Here is a 14,913-nt window from a genome sequence, read left to right as displayed (position 1 = left end):
ACCTGCACCTGCCGCTCTATGACGCACGCACTGGCGGCAGCTTCGACGGTCTTCAAGACGACAGCGTCAACATGAACCAGGGTGCCGAATCAACTCTGGCTTTCCTCCTGGCTCTGCAGGAGATGCGACTAATCGAACTCGCTCGCCATTCAATCCCCAAGCCATGAATAAGATCCGCATCGGCGCCATTGGAGCAGGCGGGTTTGGCCTGTTTGCTCTCCAACAGTTTCTACAAGTTGAAGGGGCGGAGCTGGTGGCCATGGCTGGCACCCATCGAGAGGCGGCACTCGCCATGGCCCGCCGTTTTGGAGTTGCTGAAACCCTCGATGTGGAGAGTCTGCTCAACCTTGATCAGGTTGACCTTGTTTACATCGCCACGCCGCCCTTCCTCCATTACGGCCAGGTGCGTGCAGCCCTGGAGGCAGGCAAGCATGTGATTTGCGAAAAGCCGCTGGCGCTCAACCTGGCCCAGGCTGATGAGCTGTTGCAGCTGGCCCGCTCCGGCGATCGCCTCTGCATCGCCAACCTGATGCAGCGCTACAACCCGCTATTTGAGGCCGTACGCCAACTTGTCGATTCCAAGGTGATCGGCGAGTGCCTGCATGGCTGGTTTGATAATGCCGCCGGCGATGAGGGGCTTTCAGCCGAGCACTGGTTCTGGGATCGCAGCAAAAGTGGCGGCATCTTCATTGAACATGGCGTGCATTTCTTCGATCTATTCGAAGGTTGGCTGGGGAAGGGAGAGGTTGTCTACTCCCAGCGGACTCTGCGCCCAGGCTCCGGCATTGAGGAGCAGGTGCAGTGCGTAGTGCGCTACGAAAATGGTGCCCTAATCAACTTCTATCACGGCTTCACCCAGCCGGCACGGCTGGAGCGCCAGGAATTCAGGCTGCTATTTGAACACGGTGAATTGACCCTGGAGGAATGGGTACCTACTCGGGTCCGGCTGCGGGCCGTGGTGGATGAAGAGCAATCGCGCAGGTTGATGCAGATCTTCCCTGACGCCAGGATTGATGTTCTCGAAAGCTATAGCGGCTCTAAGCGCCTAGCCCGTGGACGCCACAAAGACTTTGACACCTATCAGAAGATCGATCTTCATGCTGGATTGGAGGCCGAGAAGATGCGCCGTTATTGCGAGCTGCTGCGGGCACTGTTCGCCGACCAGATCGCCTGGATTGCCGATCGTTCCCATCAACGGCTGATCACTGAGGAAAATGGCCGCAACTCCCTCGCCATGGCCTGCGCGGCAACGCAGCTAGCTGAGCCTGGCGGATGAGACCCCGTTTATTTAGCAGCTGCCTGCTGACCCCTGAGCAGCTTGCACCTTCTCAGCAAGACATGCGAGTTGTTGGCGCCTTCAATCCAGGCGCCGTCACAACGGAGCAGGGAGTTGTGCTACTTATCAGGGTTGCCGAGGCGCCTAGGCAGATCCGGCCGGGTTTCGTGGGTTTGCCGCGCTGGGATCTGGAGGCAGGAAAAATAGTTATCGATTGGCTGGCTGAGCAGGAATTGATTGTCGAAGATGCCAGGGTAGTGAAGATCAGGGAAACGGGCCTGCTGCGGCTCACTTCCACCTCCCATCTGCGCGTGGTTCGCAGCGCCGACGGTCGCCAGATCGAGCCCAGTGAGCAGCAAATCCTCCGGCCCAGCCTCGGCTGTGAGAGCTACGGCATCGAGGATCCCCGCATCACGCCAATTGATGGTCATTTTTATATCACCTATGTAGCCGTATCCCCCCACGGTGCGGCAACAGCTTTGGCCTCTACACTTGATTTCAGCTCTTTCAAGTTCCACGGGCCGATCTTCTGCCCGGAAAACAAGGATGTGGTGCTGTTCCCGGAGCTTATCGGCGGCCAGTATTTCGCGCTGCATCGGCCCACCACTGCCCATGATTTTTCCCGTCCGGAGATTTGGCTGGCCTCATCACCCGATCTGCTGCATTGGGGCAAGCACCAGCCCCTGCTGGGCTCTAATGCAGGCTGGGATTGCGGCCGCATCGGCGCGGGCACACCACCGATCCGCACAAAGGAGGGATGGTTGGTGATCTATCACGGCAACAATAAGGGCGAAGGTGAAAGCGGCATCGGCAGCTATGGGGCTGGAAAGCTGCTTTTGGATCTCGATCAGCCCTCGAAGATTCTCAGCGCAGGAGAGCAGATATTGGCACCAGAGATGGAGTATGAATGTCTGGGATTTGTACCAAATGTGGTGTTCCCCACTGGCATCATCCAACAGGAGGATTCACTGCTGATCTACGCCGGAGCCGCTGATACCGCCACCTGCGTAGTGGAACTTGGGCTCACTGATCTGCTGATCAGTGACACCAGCCAGCTGAGTCGGGAAAGGGGGGGGATGGCATCTCCACCCACCATATGTGGACCTCTGGCAACCCCAAACACCATATCTAGTGATCTGCACCTAAAGTCCAATAGTTCGGATGGCCTACGACGTCGATGAAGACCTTGGCGAAGACCGGCAGCTTGGCGAAGACCGGCAACCTGATGAAGTCGTTGGCGAGCTCCCTGATGTTGCCGGGCGAGGACACCACCCCCGCCGCGCCGGTGGTCTACACCACAGCCATCCGCTGCGACGGCAGCCTGGCCCAGTCCCTCGCCGGCATCAGCCTGCTGGCCAACCAGCTCGGCTTCACCCACGCCCCCGAAACCCTCTACGCCGTTGACGGCCAGAGCGCCGCTTTCCATGCCGACCATGGCGCCAGGGCAGTGAGCCTGGCGGTGGAATGCAACCCCCGCCAGCGGACCGTCTCCCTGGCGGTGAGCGGGCTGGATCACCAAGACACCTTTGAAACATTCCATCAGGTGTCCAGCACCCTGTTTGGCGACTGCTGATCGGGAGCCGTGATCCAGGCGGCCCCCCTCCTACGCTTGGCCTTCCCCTCAATGCTGTGGCCATGGTCAGTGGAACGGAGCGTGCCTTGAATGCCCCGCCGGCCTCCCGCAACACGTCGGCCACCCTGGATGCCATCCAGCTGATGCTGCGCGACCTGCACACCCGGCACGATGAAATACGCCACCGAGCCGCATTCCGCGGCTGCACCAATGAACTGTTGGCCGTTCAGCAGGAGCTGGTGGAATATTTGCTCAGCAAGAAAAGCCAGTTGACGGGCCATGTCGACCCGGAGAGCGGCGGCACTCGCAACTACAACTCCTTCGTTTGAGTGGCCCCTTGAGCCACCGCCCCAAGGTGGTGGTGGTGGGTGCCGGACCGGCGGGGGCCAGCTTGGCCCTACTGCTGGCCCGTGGCGGTATGGCCGTAACCCTGGTGGAGGCCGGCACCAACCTGGAGCGTCAATTCCGCGGCGAAGCGCTGATGCCCTCAGGGCTAGAGGCCCTGGCGGCCATGGGGCTGCTCGAGCTGATTCCAGGCCTGCCCCACCGGCCCCTGGTGGAATGGCGCTTCGTGGTAGATGGCCAGGAGCTATTCACCGCCACCGAGCCCCTCGGCGGCGATCCCAGCCGGCCCTGCACCCTGGTGAGCCAGCCGGCCCTGCTGGAGGCCCTGCTGAAACGGGGCAGCACCTACCCCTCCTTTGCGATTGAGCGGGGCCAACCGGTGGTTGACCTGCTGTGGCAGCAGGAGCGGGTGGCGGGGGTGCAACTGCGCGATGGCAGTCAGCTACCTGCCGACCTTGTCGTCGGCTGCGATGGCCGGGGCTCCCTGGTGCGCCAGAAGGCAGGGCTAGCGCTGCAGAGCAGCCCCAGCCCGATCGACTTGCTCTGGTTTCAACTGGCCAGTCCCGCGGCCTCGCCCATAGCTGGCTCCTTCACCACCCTGGTGGGGCCCCAGGGGGTTTTCAGCGCTTTCGAAAGCGCCAGCGGCGGCGTCCAGCTGGGTTGGGTTATGGGCAAGTCTCAAGCCACACCCGAGCTCAGCAGAGAAGGCTGGATCGAGCGGATGGCAGCATTGAGTCCGCCGCAGCTAGCGGCCTGGCTACGGCAGTGGCGCGGTGGATTGGGGGCGCCCAGCCGACTGACGGTGCAGGTGGGACTAGCGGAGCGCTGGTGCCAACCGGGCCTGCTACTGCTTGGCGATGCGGCCCACCCGATGGGACCGGTGCGAGCCCAGGGCATCAACATGGCCCTGCGTGATGCCTGGGTAGCCGCCATACGGTTGTTGCCTCTGCTCAGCAGTGGCTGCAGCGGCGCTGCCCTTGATGGGGTGGCCGTCCAAATTGAGGCGGAGCGGCGGCCCGAAATCATCAGCATGCAAACCCTGCAGGCTGCCGAAGCAGCCCGGGGAGAGCAGTTGCGGCAGCAGGGTTGGTTGCGGGGGGCTCTGGCGATCGCCGCACCCCTGGTGGGCCCCGCGATCGCTGCCCACTGGAGCCAGCAGCAACAACCGCTTCGCCAGGGACTGGCCCAGCTGCCAGGAGCGCCATGATGGGAGCAACCCCGGTGGAACCATGGCCGCGCCTCGGATTGATCCCGCACTTGCCCTTGGCCTGATCGCCCTGCTGGCTGCACCCCTACAGGCAGCACCCAAGGACCCGCCGTACCCATCCATGGACCTGTTGCGCGAGCTCCAGCTCCAAACCTTCGCCTGCGGAAGAGACAACACAATTGAAGTCTGCGGCAAGGCACGCACCATGGCCGATCCGCTGATGGATCACCCACGCCTGGGCGCCAACTGCAAGGACGCCATCTGGACGATCCTCGAACGGGCAAAGCCAGCTACCACCAACACTTTTGAAAGGCGCGAAGCTCTCAACCGAGCCGGCCAGGACGTGATCCCCTTCTGCAAACAGCAGACCCGCTCGGTCGCCCCGAGCAAAACCGACACAAAACCCAAGGAGAAAAAAGGTGCGTTCAACCTAATTCCTGGGTCCTGATCCTGATCCCGGCTGGCTCTCAATCAGGTTCAGCACCTGCTGGGCAGTGCTGTCCATAAAAGCCAGCGACCAGCCGACCTGCACCACCGCCTGATCGGCCAAGGCACAGAGACCATCCTTCTGAGCCGCAACTTCACAGCTGGCAGACAGGCCCAGTAAGGCATTGGTGAGCTTGCCGCGCAGGCAGGTTTCCTTGCCGCGTCGCTGGATCACGGCTTCAGCTGCCAACCGACTGCGCTGCACCGCCTCCGCCAAAGGAAGGGCGCGGGCTCCCCCCATCACTGCCGCCAGGCCGGCTTCTGTGGCCGCTAAGGAGCTGGCTGTTAGCGCCAAGCCAGCTAAGCAAGCCACTCTCCAAATGTGCCCGCTGGCAAACCTGTTTTTGGCCAACACCCCTGTCCCCAATCAACTGCCTTCCCTTGGAAGCTAGTCAGTTCTGGAAAGGTGACAAGCCAAGGTTAATTTGGTGCCCCAGTGCCCCTGTGGATTCGGCCGATGACCAGCAGTAATCCCGTGAGCATTCGGCAGATTTCCCTGGTCCAGCCTTTCAGCGACCAGAAGCCCGGCACCTCCGGCCTGCGCAAGAGCAGTCGCCAGTTCCAGACGCCCCACTACCTAGAGAGCTTCATCGAAGCGAGCCTGCAGGTGCTGCCAGGCGTGGCCGGCGGCACCTTGGTAGTGGGAGGTGACGGTCGCTACGGCAACCTCGCAGCAATCAAGGTGATCGCCCGCATGGCCGCAGCCCATGGCGTGGCCCGGCTGATTACCACCACCGGCGGCATCCTCTCCACCCCAGCCGCCTCCCACCTGATACGTCAACACGGCGCCGTGGGCGGGGTGATTCTCTCGGCCAGCCATAACCCCGGCGGCCCCGATGGCGATTTCGGCGTCAAGATCAACGGCGCCAACGGCGGCCCCACGCCGGAATCGATCACCGACGCGATTTACGCCGCCACCTTGGAACTAGGCGGCTATCGGATCTGCGAAGGCGGCAGCGATCCCGACCTCTCAACGCCAGGGCTCAGCAGCATTGGCGACCTGCAGGTTGAGGTTATTGATGGCGTAGACGACTACGTAGCGCTGATGCAGCGCCTGTTCGACTTCGACCAGATCGGCGATCTATTGCGGGGCGACTTTCCGATGGCCTTCGATGCCATGCACGCGGTGACCGGCCCATACGCCAGCCGGATCTTCGAAGAATTGCTTGGCGCTCCCGCGGGCACGGTGCGCAACGGCATCCCCCTAGAAGATTTTGGCGGCGGCCACCCCGATCCCAATCTCACCTACGCCCACGACCTGGCCGAGCTGCTGATGGGCAGCGATGCCTACAAATTCGGTGCCGCCTGCGATGGCGACGGCGACCGCAACATGGTGCTGGGGGCACGCTGCTTCGTGAACCCAAGCGACAGCCTGGCGGTACTCACCGCCAACGCCACCTTGGCCCCGGGCTACGCCGATGGCCTAGCCGGTGTGGCTCGCTCGATGCCCACCAGCGCCGCCACCGATGTGGTGGCAAAGGAGCTTGGTCTGGCCTGCTTCGAAACGCCAACGGGCTGGAAATTCTTCGGCAACCTGCTCGATGCGGGGCGCATAACCCTTTGCGGTGAGGAAAGTTTCGGCACGGGCAGCAACCACATCCGCGAAAAAGATGGCCTCTGGGCGGTACTTTTCTGGCTGCAGATCCTGGCCAGGAAGCAGACACCAGTGAGCAGGATCATGGCCGAGCACTGGAGCCGTTTCGGCCGGCACTATTACTCGCGCCACGACTACGAAGCCATCGCCAGCGAGGCCGCCCATGGCCTCTACAACCGCATCAAGGATATGCAGCCCGCGCTGGTGGGCCAAAGCTTCGCCGGCCGCAGTATCGCTACCGCCGACGACTTCGCTTACACCGATCCGGTAGACGGATCTCTCACAAGCGGCCAAGGCCTGCGTCTGCTGCTCGAAGATGGCAGCCGAGTGGTGCTGCGCCTCTCCGGCACCGGCACCCAGGGAGCCACCCTGCGGGTGTATCTGGAGAGCTATGTGCCCCCTAGCGGCAACCTCAGCCAGGATCCCCAAATGGCCCTCGGCGAGCTGATCACGGCAATCGATGGACTGGCCGAAATCAAGAACCGCACGGGGATGGTTCGCCCCACCGTGATCACCTAAGCGGTTGTCTCCGGTATGGATTCAGGCAACCAGCGAGCCTCAAAATTTTTGATCACCACATAGAAAGGGGGCACAACTCCAAGCGAAAGCACTGTGGCAACTAGCAGCCCCCCAAATATCACGGTGCCCAGGGATTGCTGACTATTCGCACCAGCGGTGGTGGCCACCACAAGGGGCAGGAATCCCGCCAGGGAGGCGATTGCGGTCATCAGAATTGGCCTCATCCGAGACTCAGCAGCAGAAATGGCCGCTTCCACAAAGCTCATGCCATTGGCAACGTGCTGCTCAGCAACCTCAACAATCAAAATGCCGTTCTTCGCAGCCAACCCGATCAAGGTCACCAGACCCACCTGGGCATAGATATTTAGGTCGATAGAGCGGAGCGCCAAGAAAACCAGGGCGCCAAGCATGGCCAAGGGAACCGTCATCAAAATGATGACTGGGGTTATGTAGCTCTCGTACTGGGCAGAAAGCACCAGATAGACAATCAATATGCCCAGGCCAAATACCAGTACGCTGGCGTTACCCGCAGAAAGCTGCAGGGAAGCAAGGCCAGTGAATGCGTAGTCAATATTGTTGGAATCAAGCCGCTTAAAGATCTGCTGAATAGCCGTCAAGGCTTGACCAGAGCTCTTGCCAACCGCCTCGACACCCTGAATCAAAATTGTTCGATAAAGGTTGTAGTGACTAATAACCGGAGGGGCACTGGTGAGTTCTGACGAGGCAAACTCACTAACCTGCACAAGCTTGTTGTCGCGGTTACGCACGTAGTAACTAAGTACATCTTCCAGGGTACTACGACCAGAAGCCTCTGACTGCACATAGATATTGCGCACCTGACCATTTTCATAGGTCAAGCCTGAATAGTTACCACCTGCGAGCACAGCAATCGTCTGCATCGCCTGCTGGAAGTCGATGTTCAGCGCACCCACAATCGAACGATCGATCTTGAGACCAAATGCTGGGGCACTTGGAATGAACTGGGTGTAAAGGTTTGAAAACTGATCGGATGCCATACCAGCTGCCACAAGCTTTTGAGCCATGGCGTCAAGTTGGTTAAAGCTGTATGCGCCATTACTTAAGTCATTGAACTGAAAGTAGAAGCCACCCTGGGACGAGAAGCCAGGGATCGCCGCCGGCAGGCTTGCTACAACGTGACCACTACTAATCTTGGAAAGTTTGGTGTTGAGTCGCTTCACGATTGCTGGGACTTTCTGATCGGCTCCACTGCGCTCCTCAAGGGGCTTGAGGCCGAAGAAGAACACTCCTTGATCAGGGCTAGAACCATTGAAGCCATAACCGCTCACCACCGAAGCGGCAGTGATATCTGGCTCTTCCTTGAGAATTTTGGCCACTTCAAGACCAGTCTTCTGGGTCAAGCTGAGAGAGGCACCATTCTGCAATTGGAAAATTCCCACCCCATAACCTTGGTCTTCTTCAGGAATAAACGCCGAGGGCAGGGCCGAGAAAGCAAGCGCGGTGAGCACAATGCCGCCAGCGAGGCCAGCAACAACATATTTTCGGCGGCGGATAAGCACCTCAAGTAAGCGGGCATAACTGCTCTGCAACCAAGCAAAAAACCGATTGAATTGCTCAAAAATTGAGGCAAGCCGGCTACCAGCCAACCCGAACACGAGAACTCCAAAGACGTAGGCACCGACGCCAAAGGATGCGGCGCTGAAGCGGCCGAAGGCCAAGCCCACTACCACACCACCAGCAGTCCAGCCCCAACCTTGCGGCTTAGGTGGCTGTTCAGACCTAAGAATCAACGCCGACATCATGGGCGAGAAGGTGAGGGCGTTAAAGGTGGAAATCGCTATGGAGAAGGCGATTGTTAGTGCAAATTGCTTATAGATGATGCCAATACCACCCGGGTAGAAAGCGACTGGTACAAACACCGCCATCAGCACCAGCGATGTAGCAATCAGAGCACCAATCAGTTCACCCATGCAGGCCATAGCCGCCTTACGCGGACTCATACCGCTCTCCAAGTTCTTGGAGACCGCCTCGATCACAACGATCGCGTCGTCAACCACCAGGCCAGTAGCAAGCACCAAGCCCAACAAGGTGAGCTGGTTTATGGAAAATCCAAAAGCCTTGATGAAGGCAAAAGTGCCGATAAGTGAGATCGGGATTGCCAGACTGGGCACCACCGTGGCGCGCCAGTTCTGTAGAAACAGAAACAGGATCACCAACACCAGCACAATTGCCAGGCCAAGGGCATCCGTTACCCCTGCAACTGCAGATTCAATAAACTGACCAACATTATAAATCTGCTTAACCGCGATCCCTGGCGGAGCTGTCTGGGTGAATTGGTTCATCACCACCACCACAGCTTCCGAAACATCTAGAGCATTGCTCTCAGGAGTTTGGAACACCGCAACCGTGATAGATGGAAACCCATCAAAACTCACCGCCTGCTGAGCAAAGGTATTAAACCCGTAGGTAGCCTGGCCCACATCGCGCAGCCGTAGTAGATTGCCCTGTGGTGACTTACCAACTATCAGGTCATTGAGCTGATCTACCGACATCAAGTTGCCATTATCAGCAACCAAAATTGGGTAGGCAAACAGCTGATCACCCCCCGCAGGTGCCCCCCCAACCAGGCCGCCAATAGCGATGCTGTTTTGACTCTTGACAGCATTGACGATCTGATCGGCCGTCAACTGGTTGGCACTGAGCTTGCTTGGATCAACAAACAGCCAGAAGGCAGGGTTACTACCTCCCAGCAGACTGACTTGAGCGACTCCGGGGACCCGCTCAAGCTGGTAGTAGAGCTGCTCATAAATCAAGCCGTTGATATAAGAAGCATCAAATTGACCCTGGCTAGACGTGACCTGATAGGCAAGCAGAATCGATGGGGTGCTCTGCATCACTGACACCCCAGTTGCCGAAACCTGTTCGGGCAACTGAGGCATGGCCAGGGAAACGCGGTTTTGAACGTTTACTTGGTCAATATTGATATCCGTGCCTTCGTCAAAATAAACCTGAATGATGCTCTGACCGGTATTAGAGCTTGTTGAAGAGATGTAGGCCGCACCCGGCACGCCGTTGATCTGCTGCTCGAGCGGATTAGTAACGGCCTGTTCCGTCACTATGGAATTAGCACCGCCGTAACTGGACGTCACATTAATAAGCGGTGGAGCAATATTCGGCAGGTTTTCAATTGGCAGACTGGGAATTGCAATGATTCCCATCAGCACAATCAGAATGCTGCAAACGGTCGTAAGGACAGGCCGCTTAATAAAATTATCGGAGAGTGACATATCTTTCTCAGTTGCTTCCGCTCGAGAGTTTCACTGGCATGCCGGTACGCAACAGCGTCGTATTTGAAACGACCACCCTTTCTCCTTTCTGCAGGCCGGAGAGCAGCGGGTAGCGATTGCCCTCCAGCTCCCCAAGCTGAACTGGGGTTTGCACCACGATCGGGGTGGTGGGTGGCAGGGCCTCAAGCATCTGTTTCTGCGCCTCGGGAATCTGGGTTGAGGCACGGATCTTGGCGAGCACCTGGCTGAGTTGCAGCACCCGATAAACAAAAGGCTGTTGGGCCTGCATCATCACTGCCTGGACCGGCACGGAAAGCTGGCGGGTGTTGCCGGTGACAATCAGGTTGCGCACGTACTGACCTGTTTTGAGCTGGCCGGTTGCGTTGGGGAAGGAGGCCTTAACTAGCACCGTGTTTGGAGAAGAACTACTACCGCTCACTCCGTAGTACGGGGAAATAAACACCACCTTCCCCGTCGCAGATAAAGGCGGGTTGCCCTGGGTCACCAGTTGCACGGTCTGGCCAAGCGCCACCCGCGATGATCGGGAGGCGGGCACATCCATCAAGGTCCAAAGATTTGAGTTGTCGACAATGCCGGTGATCGCCTGTCCCTGGCGAACGTAATCACCCAACTTCACCGTATCGAGATCGCCGATCTCACCGCTGATCGGTGCAGTCACGAATTTGTAGCCCAAGGTGGCTGCATTGCCGCGCACCTGGTCGCGGCTTTGAATCGCCTGGGTGACGTAGAAGTCGCGATCCTTGGTGGATACCGCTCCCTGCTCGTTCAAAAAGATATAACGCTCCGCGTTAACCAGATCCTTACGGGCCTCGGCCTTGCTGGCATCCAGGTTTGCCGATTGCTGCACGTTATCGAGCTCCAAGATCGGCTGGCCCGCCTTCACCCGCTGGCCCTGGGTCGCCAGGATCTTCACCACCCGCCCATCAACCTCGGGGCGCAGTGCCACATCACTGGTGGAGCTGAGCTGGCTGATCACCTCAATCGAGGGGCTGAAATCAGCCTCGCCGATGATTTCGGACTGCACTACCAGCGGTTGCCGGGAGGCCTGTTTGGTCGCACACCCCCCTGCGCACAGCAGCCCTAGAAGAGAGGAGACCGCAACCGCTCTGTTCACATCCACTGAGCATCCAAGGGCAAGTTACCGGATGCCTGGCTTTTTGGCCTGGCTCGCAAGTTGCACCGGGGCACCATGGCGCAGGTTGAGCAGGCCAGCGGTAATCAGCCGATCGCCTTCCTGTGCAACACCCTGCCCCCCCCGCTGCAGTGGATAGAGGGTTCCTTGCAGATCTCCTATCTGCACCGGAGTTTGCAAGGCAAACAGGGTGCCTCTTGGCAACCGTCGCAGCTCGGCGATGGGAGCCTTGCCTGGCCGCTGCTCCAGCTCAGCCAAGCTGCCCACTAAATAGATAAATGGCTGTCCTGCCAACCTGGTCACCGCGGTGAAGGGAACGGCCAACTCCTGGCGCCGATCCAGCACCAGCCGCGTGCGACTGCGCTGGCCATTACGCAGGCTGCCCCGCGGGTTAGCAAACGACGCCTTCACCAGCAGCGTCTGAGTTGGGGCGCTCACCCCCGGATCCACCGAGATCACCGGGCCCTCCGCCAGGGGCTGGGAGCTGGAGGCCGCCAGCAGCAGCACCCGCTGGCCAGGCCGAACACGATCGGCATAGGTGGCAGGTACGTCGATGCGGGCAAGGAGATTGGCGTTGCGGATCAAGCGGGTAATCGGCACGCCCGCAGCAATCACATCACCCTGCTTGACGCGCAAATCGGCCACCGTGCCGCTGATCGGCGCCCGCAGATCCTTGAAGGCGAGATCGGCTTCCCTGGCCACCAAGGCTTCGCGGGCAGCGATGTAGGCCTGGCGAAATTCATCCCGCTGCAGGGCACTGGCAGCACCTTGACGGGCCAGATCCTGATAACGCTGGTAATTGAGGCGGTTGGTCTGCATCTGAGCGCGCAGGCTGGCCACCTCGGCCCTGAGCTGGGCCTGGTCGAGCACCAGCAGCAGCTGGCCCTGGCGCACCCGATCTCCTTGACGCACCAACAATCGCTGAATGCGGCCACCCGCCTGGGCCGCTAGATCCACCTCCTCCTCTGCCTCCAGGGTGCTCACGGTGTCAAAACTGGCTTGAAATTCAGCAGTTCCCAGGCGCTGGCTCTGCACCACAGGCAGCCGCGGGGCTGGCTCGCGGCCCTGCTGACACCCCACAACCAGGGCAGAGGCCATCGCCGTGAGAATCAAAAAGGGGGAAACAACTGGGCGGTGCATGGTGTGATGGTGGAACGGGCGCGCCGCGTGGCCGGAGCGTATCGCCGGCGGCCCGATGATGGACTCAGAACGGCGCTGCGGCGACCTCGTGAGCGACCTGTTCAGCCATCAACGCGACATCACCCTGGCCCGGGTCGCGCCCCTGGCCGACCGGCTGCGGCCCCGCAACCTTGATGACTTCGTCGGTCAGGAGTCGATCCTCGGCGTAGGACGCCTGCTACGCCGCGCCATCGCCGCAGATCGAGTCGGCAACCTGATCCTGCACGGCCCGCCGGGGGTGGGCAAAACCACCCTGGCCCGGATCATTGCTGGCAGCACCAGGGCCCACTTCAGCAGCCTCAATGCCGTACTCGCCGGCGTCAAGGATCTGCGGGCCGAGGTAGACGCGGCCCAGCAGCGCCTGGCGCACCATGGCCTGCGCACCACCCTGTTCATCGACGAGGTGCACCGTTTCAACAGTGCACAACAAGACGCCCTGCTGCCCTGGGTGGAAAACGGCACGGTGAATCTGATCGGAGCCACCACCGAAAACCCCTTTTTCGAGGTGAACAAAGCCCTGGTAAGCCGTTCGCGGTTGTTTCGCCTGCAACCGCTTGAGCCAGCACACCTGCGCCAGCTGCTGGAACGGGCCCTGCGGGATCCGGCAGTGGGCTATGGCGAACGCTCGATTGACTTAGCCGCAGCAGCGGCCGACCACCTGGTTGATGTGGCCGGCGGCGATGCCCGCAGCTTGCTGAATGCCCTGGAGCTGGCGGTGGAGACCACTCCTCCCGGTGCTGATGGCTCCATCAGGATCGATCTGACCATCGCCGAGGAGTCAATTCAGCAGCGGGCGGTGCTCTACGACAAGCAGGGGGATGCCCACTTCGACACGATCAGCGCCTTCATCAAATCGTTGCGCGGCTCCGATCCAGATGCGGCCCTTTTCTGGTTGGCCCGCATGGTGGAGGCGGGCGAAAACCCGCGCTTTATCTTCCGGCGCATGTTGATCGCTGCCGGAGAAGACATCGGCTTAGCCGATCCCCAGGCAGTGGTGGTGGTGGAAGCCTGCGCGGCCAGCTTCGAGCGAGTGGGATTGCCAGAAGGCCTTTACCCGCTGGCCCAGGCAGCTCTGTATTTGGCGGGAGCGGAGAAGAGCAACAGCGTGCTGGGTTTCTTCGATGCCCTCAAAAGCGTGCGCAGCGCCAACGGCCAGCAGGTGCCCGCCCACCTGCGCGACGCCAACCGTGATGGCCAGGCTTTTGGCGATGGGGTGGGCTACCGCTACCCCCATGCCTACGCCGAGCACTGGGTAGCCCAGCAGTATTTGCCTGGCGCACTTCAAGGTGAGATCTTCTGGCAACCGGGCAGCCTGGGCTGGGAGGGCCAGAGGCGCAAGCGCCTGCAACAGCGGCGGGCCGCCCAGCTGGCGGCTGCCGCTGAGATGGCGGCGGATCAGGGCGATGTGCTCAGCAGCAGTCCGGAGGATCCCCAGCTGGAGCGCTGGCTGCAGCGGCAAGCCGCCGCCGAGGGAGAACGACTCGACACTCTGAGACATCGCTTCTGGGCAGGCGTGATCTGGCAACGCCAAGCGCGGGTGCTGGTGCTGGAAGCGAGGTCGTTGCTATGGGCCCTTGATCCCCTGGCCGCTACGCCCGAGGGCGGGGTAGTGATCACCGTGGCCCAGGCCTCCGACCGGGAGCGGCTGCAAGCCCAGCTGAAGGTGCTCGACAGCCTGCGCCAACCCCAGCTGCTGCTGGTGCCTCCCCAAACCCCTGCCGCCCTTAACTCCCAGCTCGAACCGCAACTCGCACTTGACTCCGGGGCCCGCTTCGACTGGGTGATAGCGCGTCAACCCTGGCAGGGACTCAGCGCCGAACAAATCGAGGCCTGGGTCAGCCAGGCTGGCGCGCTGCTGGGCCAAAACGGCCAATGGCGCCTGCTGTTCAGCACTCCCCAACTCGGTCCAGCAGCAGGCCTGCGGGCCCTGCTCGGCAAGGCAGAAACCTCCCTGCAAACCTTGCTGGAGGAGCTAACTCACCTGGAGGGGCAGCGACTGATCCAGGCCCAAAGCACCGGCCTAATCAGCCAACGCAGCTTGATCGCCGCTGGATGGCAAGTGCAACAGGAGCAGTGGCAGGAATCACTCCAACTCGAGCTGACTGCCGAGCTGATCGAACGCTGGCTGGCCCCGGCCAGCTCCTATCTAGAAGCCATGGCCGCACTCCGGGGCAAGCCCCTAGCCAGTGATGCCGTGCAAAGCCTGCGAGAAGCATTCAGCCGTCTGCTGGGCCAGCCCCTGCCCCAGACACTTGAGCACACCTTGGTAAGGGCAAGGCGTGCAGACGCACTGAAAACACCCCTAAACACATAAA

12 protein-coding genes are annotated in these 14,913 nt (G+C 60.5%); 8 read left to right on the top strand and 4 right to left on the bottom strand.

The annotated features are described in order from the left end of the window. Positions 1 to 163: 163 nt before the first annotated feature. The 6 genes from KBY72_RS08990 to KBY72_RS08965 all read left to right on the top strand — a co-directional run bounded on the left by KBY72_RS08990 (position 164) and on the right by KBY72_RS08965 (position 4,849). Complete coding sequence (locus tag KBY72_RS08990) at positions 164 to 1,276, top strand: Gfo/Idh/MocA family protein (RefSeq protein ID WP_254993421.1); 1,113 nt, start codon at positions 164 to 166, stop codon at positions 1,274 to 1,276. Then, a complete protein-coding gene (locus KBY72_RS08985) occupies positions 1,273 to 2,457 on the top strand; it encodes a glycoside hydrolase family 130 protein (RefSeq protein WP_254993419.1) in 1,185 nt (394 codons plus the stop codon). Before KBY72_RS08990 ends, KBY72_RS08985 begins: the two co-directional genes overlap by 4 nt. Further along, the gene (locus KBY72_RS08980) at positions 2,454 to 2,849 is read left to right on the top strand and encodes a hypothetical protein (RefSeq protein WP_254993418.1); all 396 of its coding nucleotides are present in this window, start codon (positions 2,454 to 2,456) and stop codon (positions 2,847 to 2,849) included. Before KBY72_RS08985 ends, KBY72_RS08980 begins: the two co-directional genes overlap by 4 nt. 86 nt (positions 2,850 to 2,935) lie before the next feature. After that, complete coding sequence (locus KBY72_RS08975; protein WP_254932315.1) at positions 2,936 to 3,178, top strand: hypothetical protein; 243 nt, start codon at positions 2,936 to 2,938, stop codon at positions 3,176 to 3,178. Positions 3,179 to 3,186: 8 nt separating this feature from the next. Then, on the top strand, positions 3,187 to 4,401 hold the full coding sequence (locus KBY72_RS08970) for an FAD-dependent monooxygenase (RefSeq protein ID WP_254932316.1): 1,215 nt from the start codon (positions 3,187 to 3,189) through the stop codon (positions 4,399 to 4,401). A gap of 22 nt (positions 4,402 to 4,423) precedes the next feature. Further along, the gene (locus KBY72_RS08965; RefSeq protein ID WP_254932317.1) at positions 4,424 to 4,849 is read left to right on the top strand and encodes a hypothetical protein; all 426 of its coding nucleotides are present in this window, start codon (positions 4,424 to 4,426) and stop codon (positions 4,847 to 4,849) included. Here KBY72_RS08965 and KBY72_RS08960 read toward each other — a convergent pair. After that, a complete protein-coding gene (locus KBY72_RS08960) occupies positions 4,832 to 5,182 on the bottom strand; it encodes a hypothetical protein (protein ID WP_254932318.1) in 351 nt (116 codons plus the stop codon). The two genes, KBY72_RS08965 and KBY72_RS08960, sit on opposite strands and share 18 nt — an antisense overlap. Before the next feature lie 162 nt (positions 5,183 to 5,344). On the opposite strand from KBY72_RS08960, the gene KBY72_RS08955 reads away from it, so the two are divergent. Beyond that, positions 5,345 to 7,000 carry an alpha-D-glucose phosphate-specific phosphoglucomutase gene (locus KBY72_RS08955; protein ID WP_254993416.1) on the top strand — a complete coding sequence of 552 codons (1,656 nt, stop codon included), beginning with the start codon at positions 5,345 to 5,347 and terminating at the stop codon, positions 6,998 to 7,000. Here the strand turns inward: KBY72_RS08955 and KBY72_RS08950 are convergent. From KBY72_RS08950 to KBY72_RS08940, 3 genes are read right to left on the bottom strand one after another with little or no spacing between them, the layout of a single operon-like run. Next, entirely contained in the window at positions 6,997 to 10,266 is a 3,270-nt protein-coding gene (locus KBY72_RS08950; protein ID WP_254993414.1) for an efflux RND transporter permease subunit, read from the bottom strand. The two genes, KBY72_RS08955 and KBY72_RS08950, sit on opposite strands and share 4 nt — an antisense overlap. Before the next feature lie 7 nt (positions 10,267 to 10,273). Continuing rightward, complete coding sequence (locus KBY72_RS08945) at positions 10,274 to 11,401, bottom strand: efflux RND transporter periplasmic adaptor subunit (RefSeq protein WP_409995488.1); 1,128 nt, start codon at positions 11,399 to 11,401, stop codon at positions 10,274 to 10,276. 24 nt (positions 11,402 to 11,425) lie between these two features. Continuing rightward, positions 11,426 to 12,559, bottom strand: coding sequence for an efflux RND transporter periplasmic adaptor subunit (locus tag KBY72_RS08940; protein WP_254961337.1), 1,134 nt, complete (start codon positions 12,557 to 12,559; stop codon positions 11,426 to 11,428). A gap of 58 nt (positions 12,560 to 12,617) precedes the next feature. On the opposite strand from KBY72_RS08940, the gene KBY72_RS08935 reads away from it, so the two are divergent. Further along, entirely contained in the window at positions 12,618 to 14,912 is a 2,295-nt protein-coding gene (locus tag KBY72_RS08935; protein ID WP_261361201.1) for an AAA family ATPase, read from the top strand. Position 14,913: the final 1 nt, after the last annotated feature.

The organism is Cyanobium sp. BA5m-21 (genome assembly GCF_024346235.1).
Classification (GTDB): domain Bacteria; phylum Cyanobacteriota; class Cyanobacteriia; order PCC-6307; family Cyanobiaceae; genus Cyanobium_A; species Cyanobium_A usitatum.
This window is presented reverse-complemented; position numbering and strand designations above follow the sequence as displayed.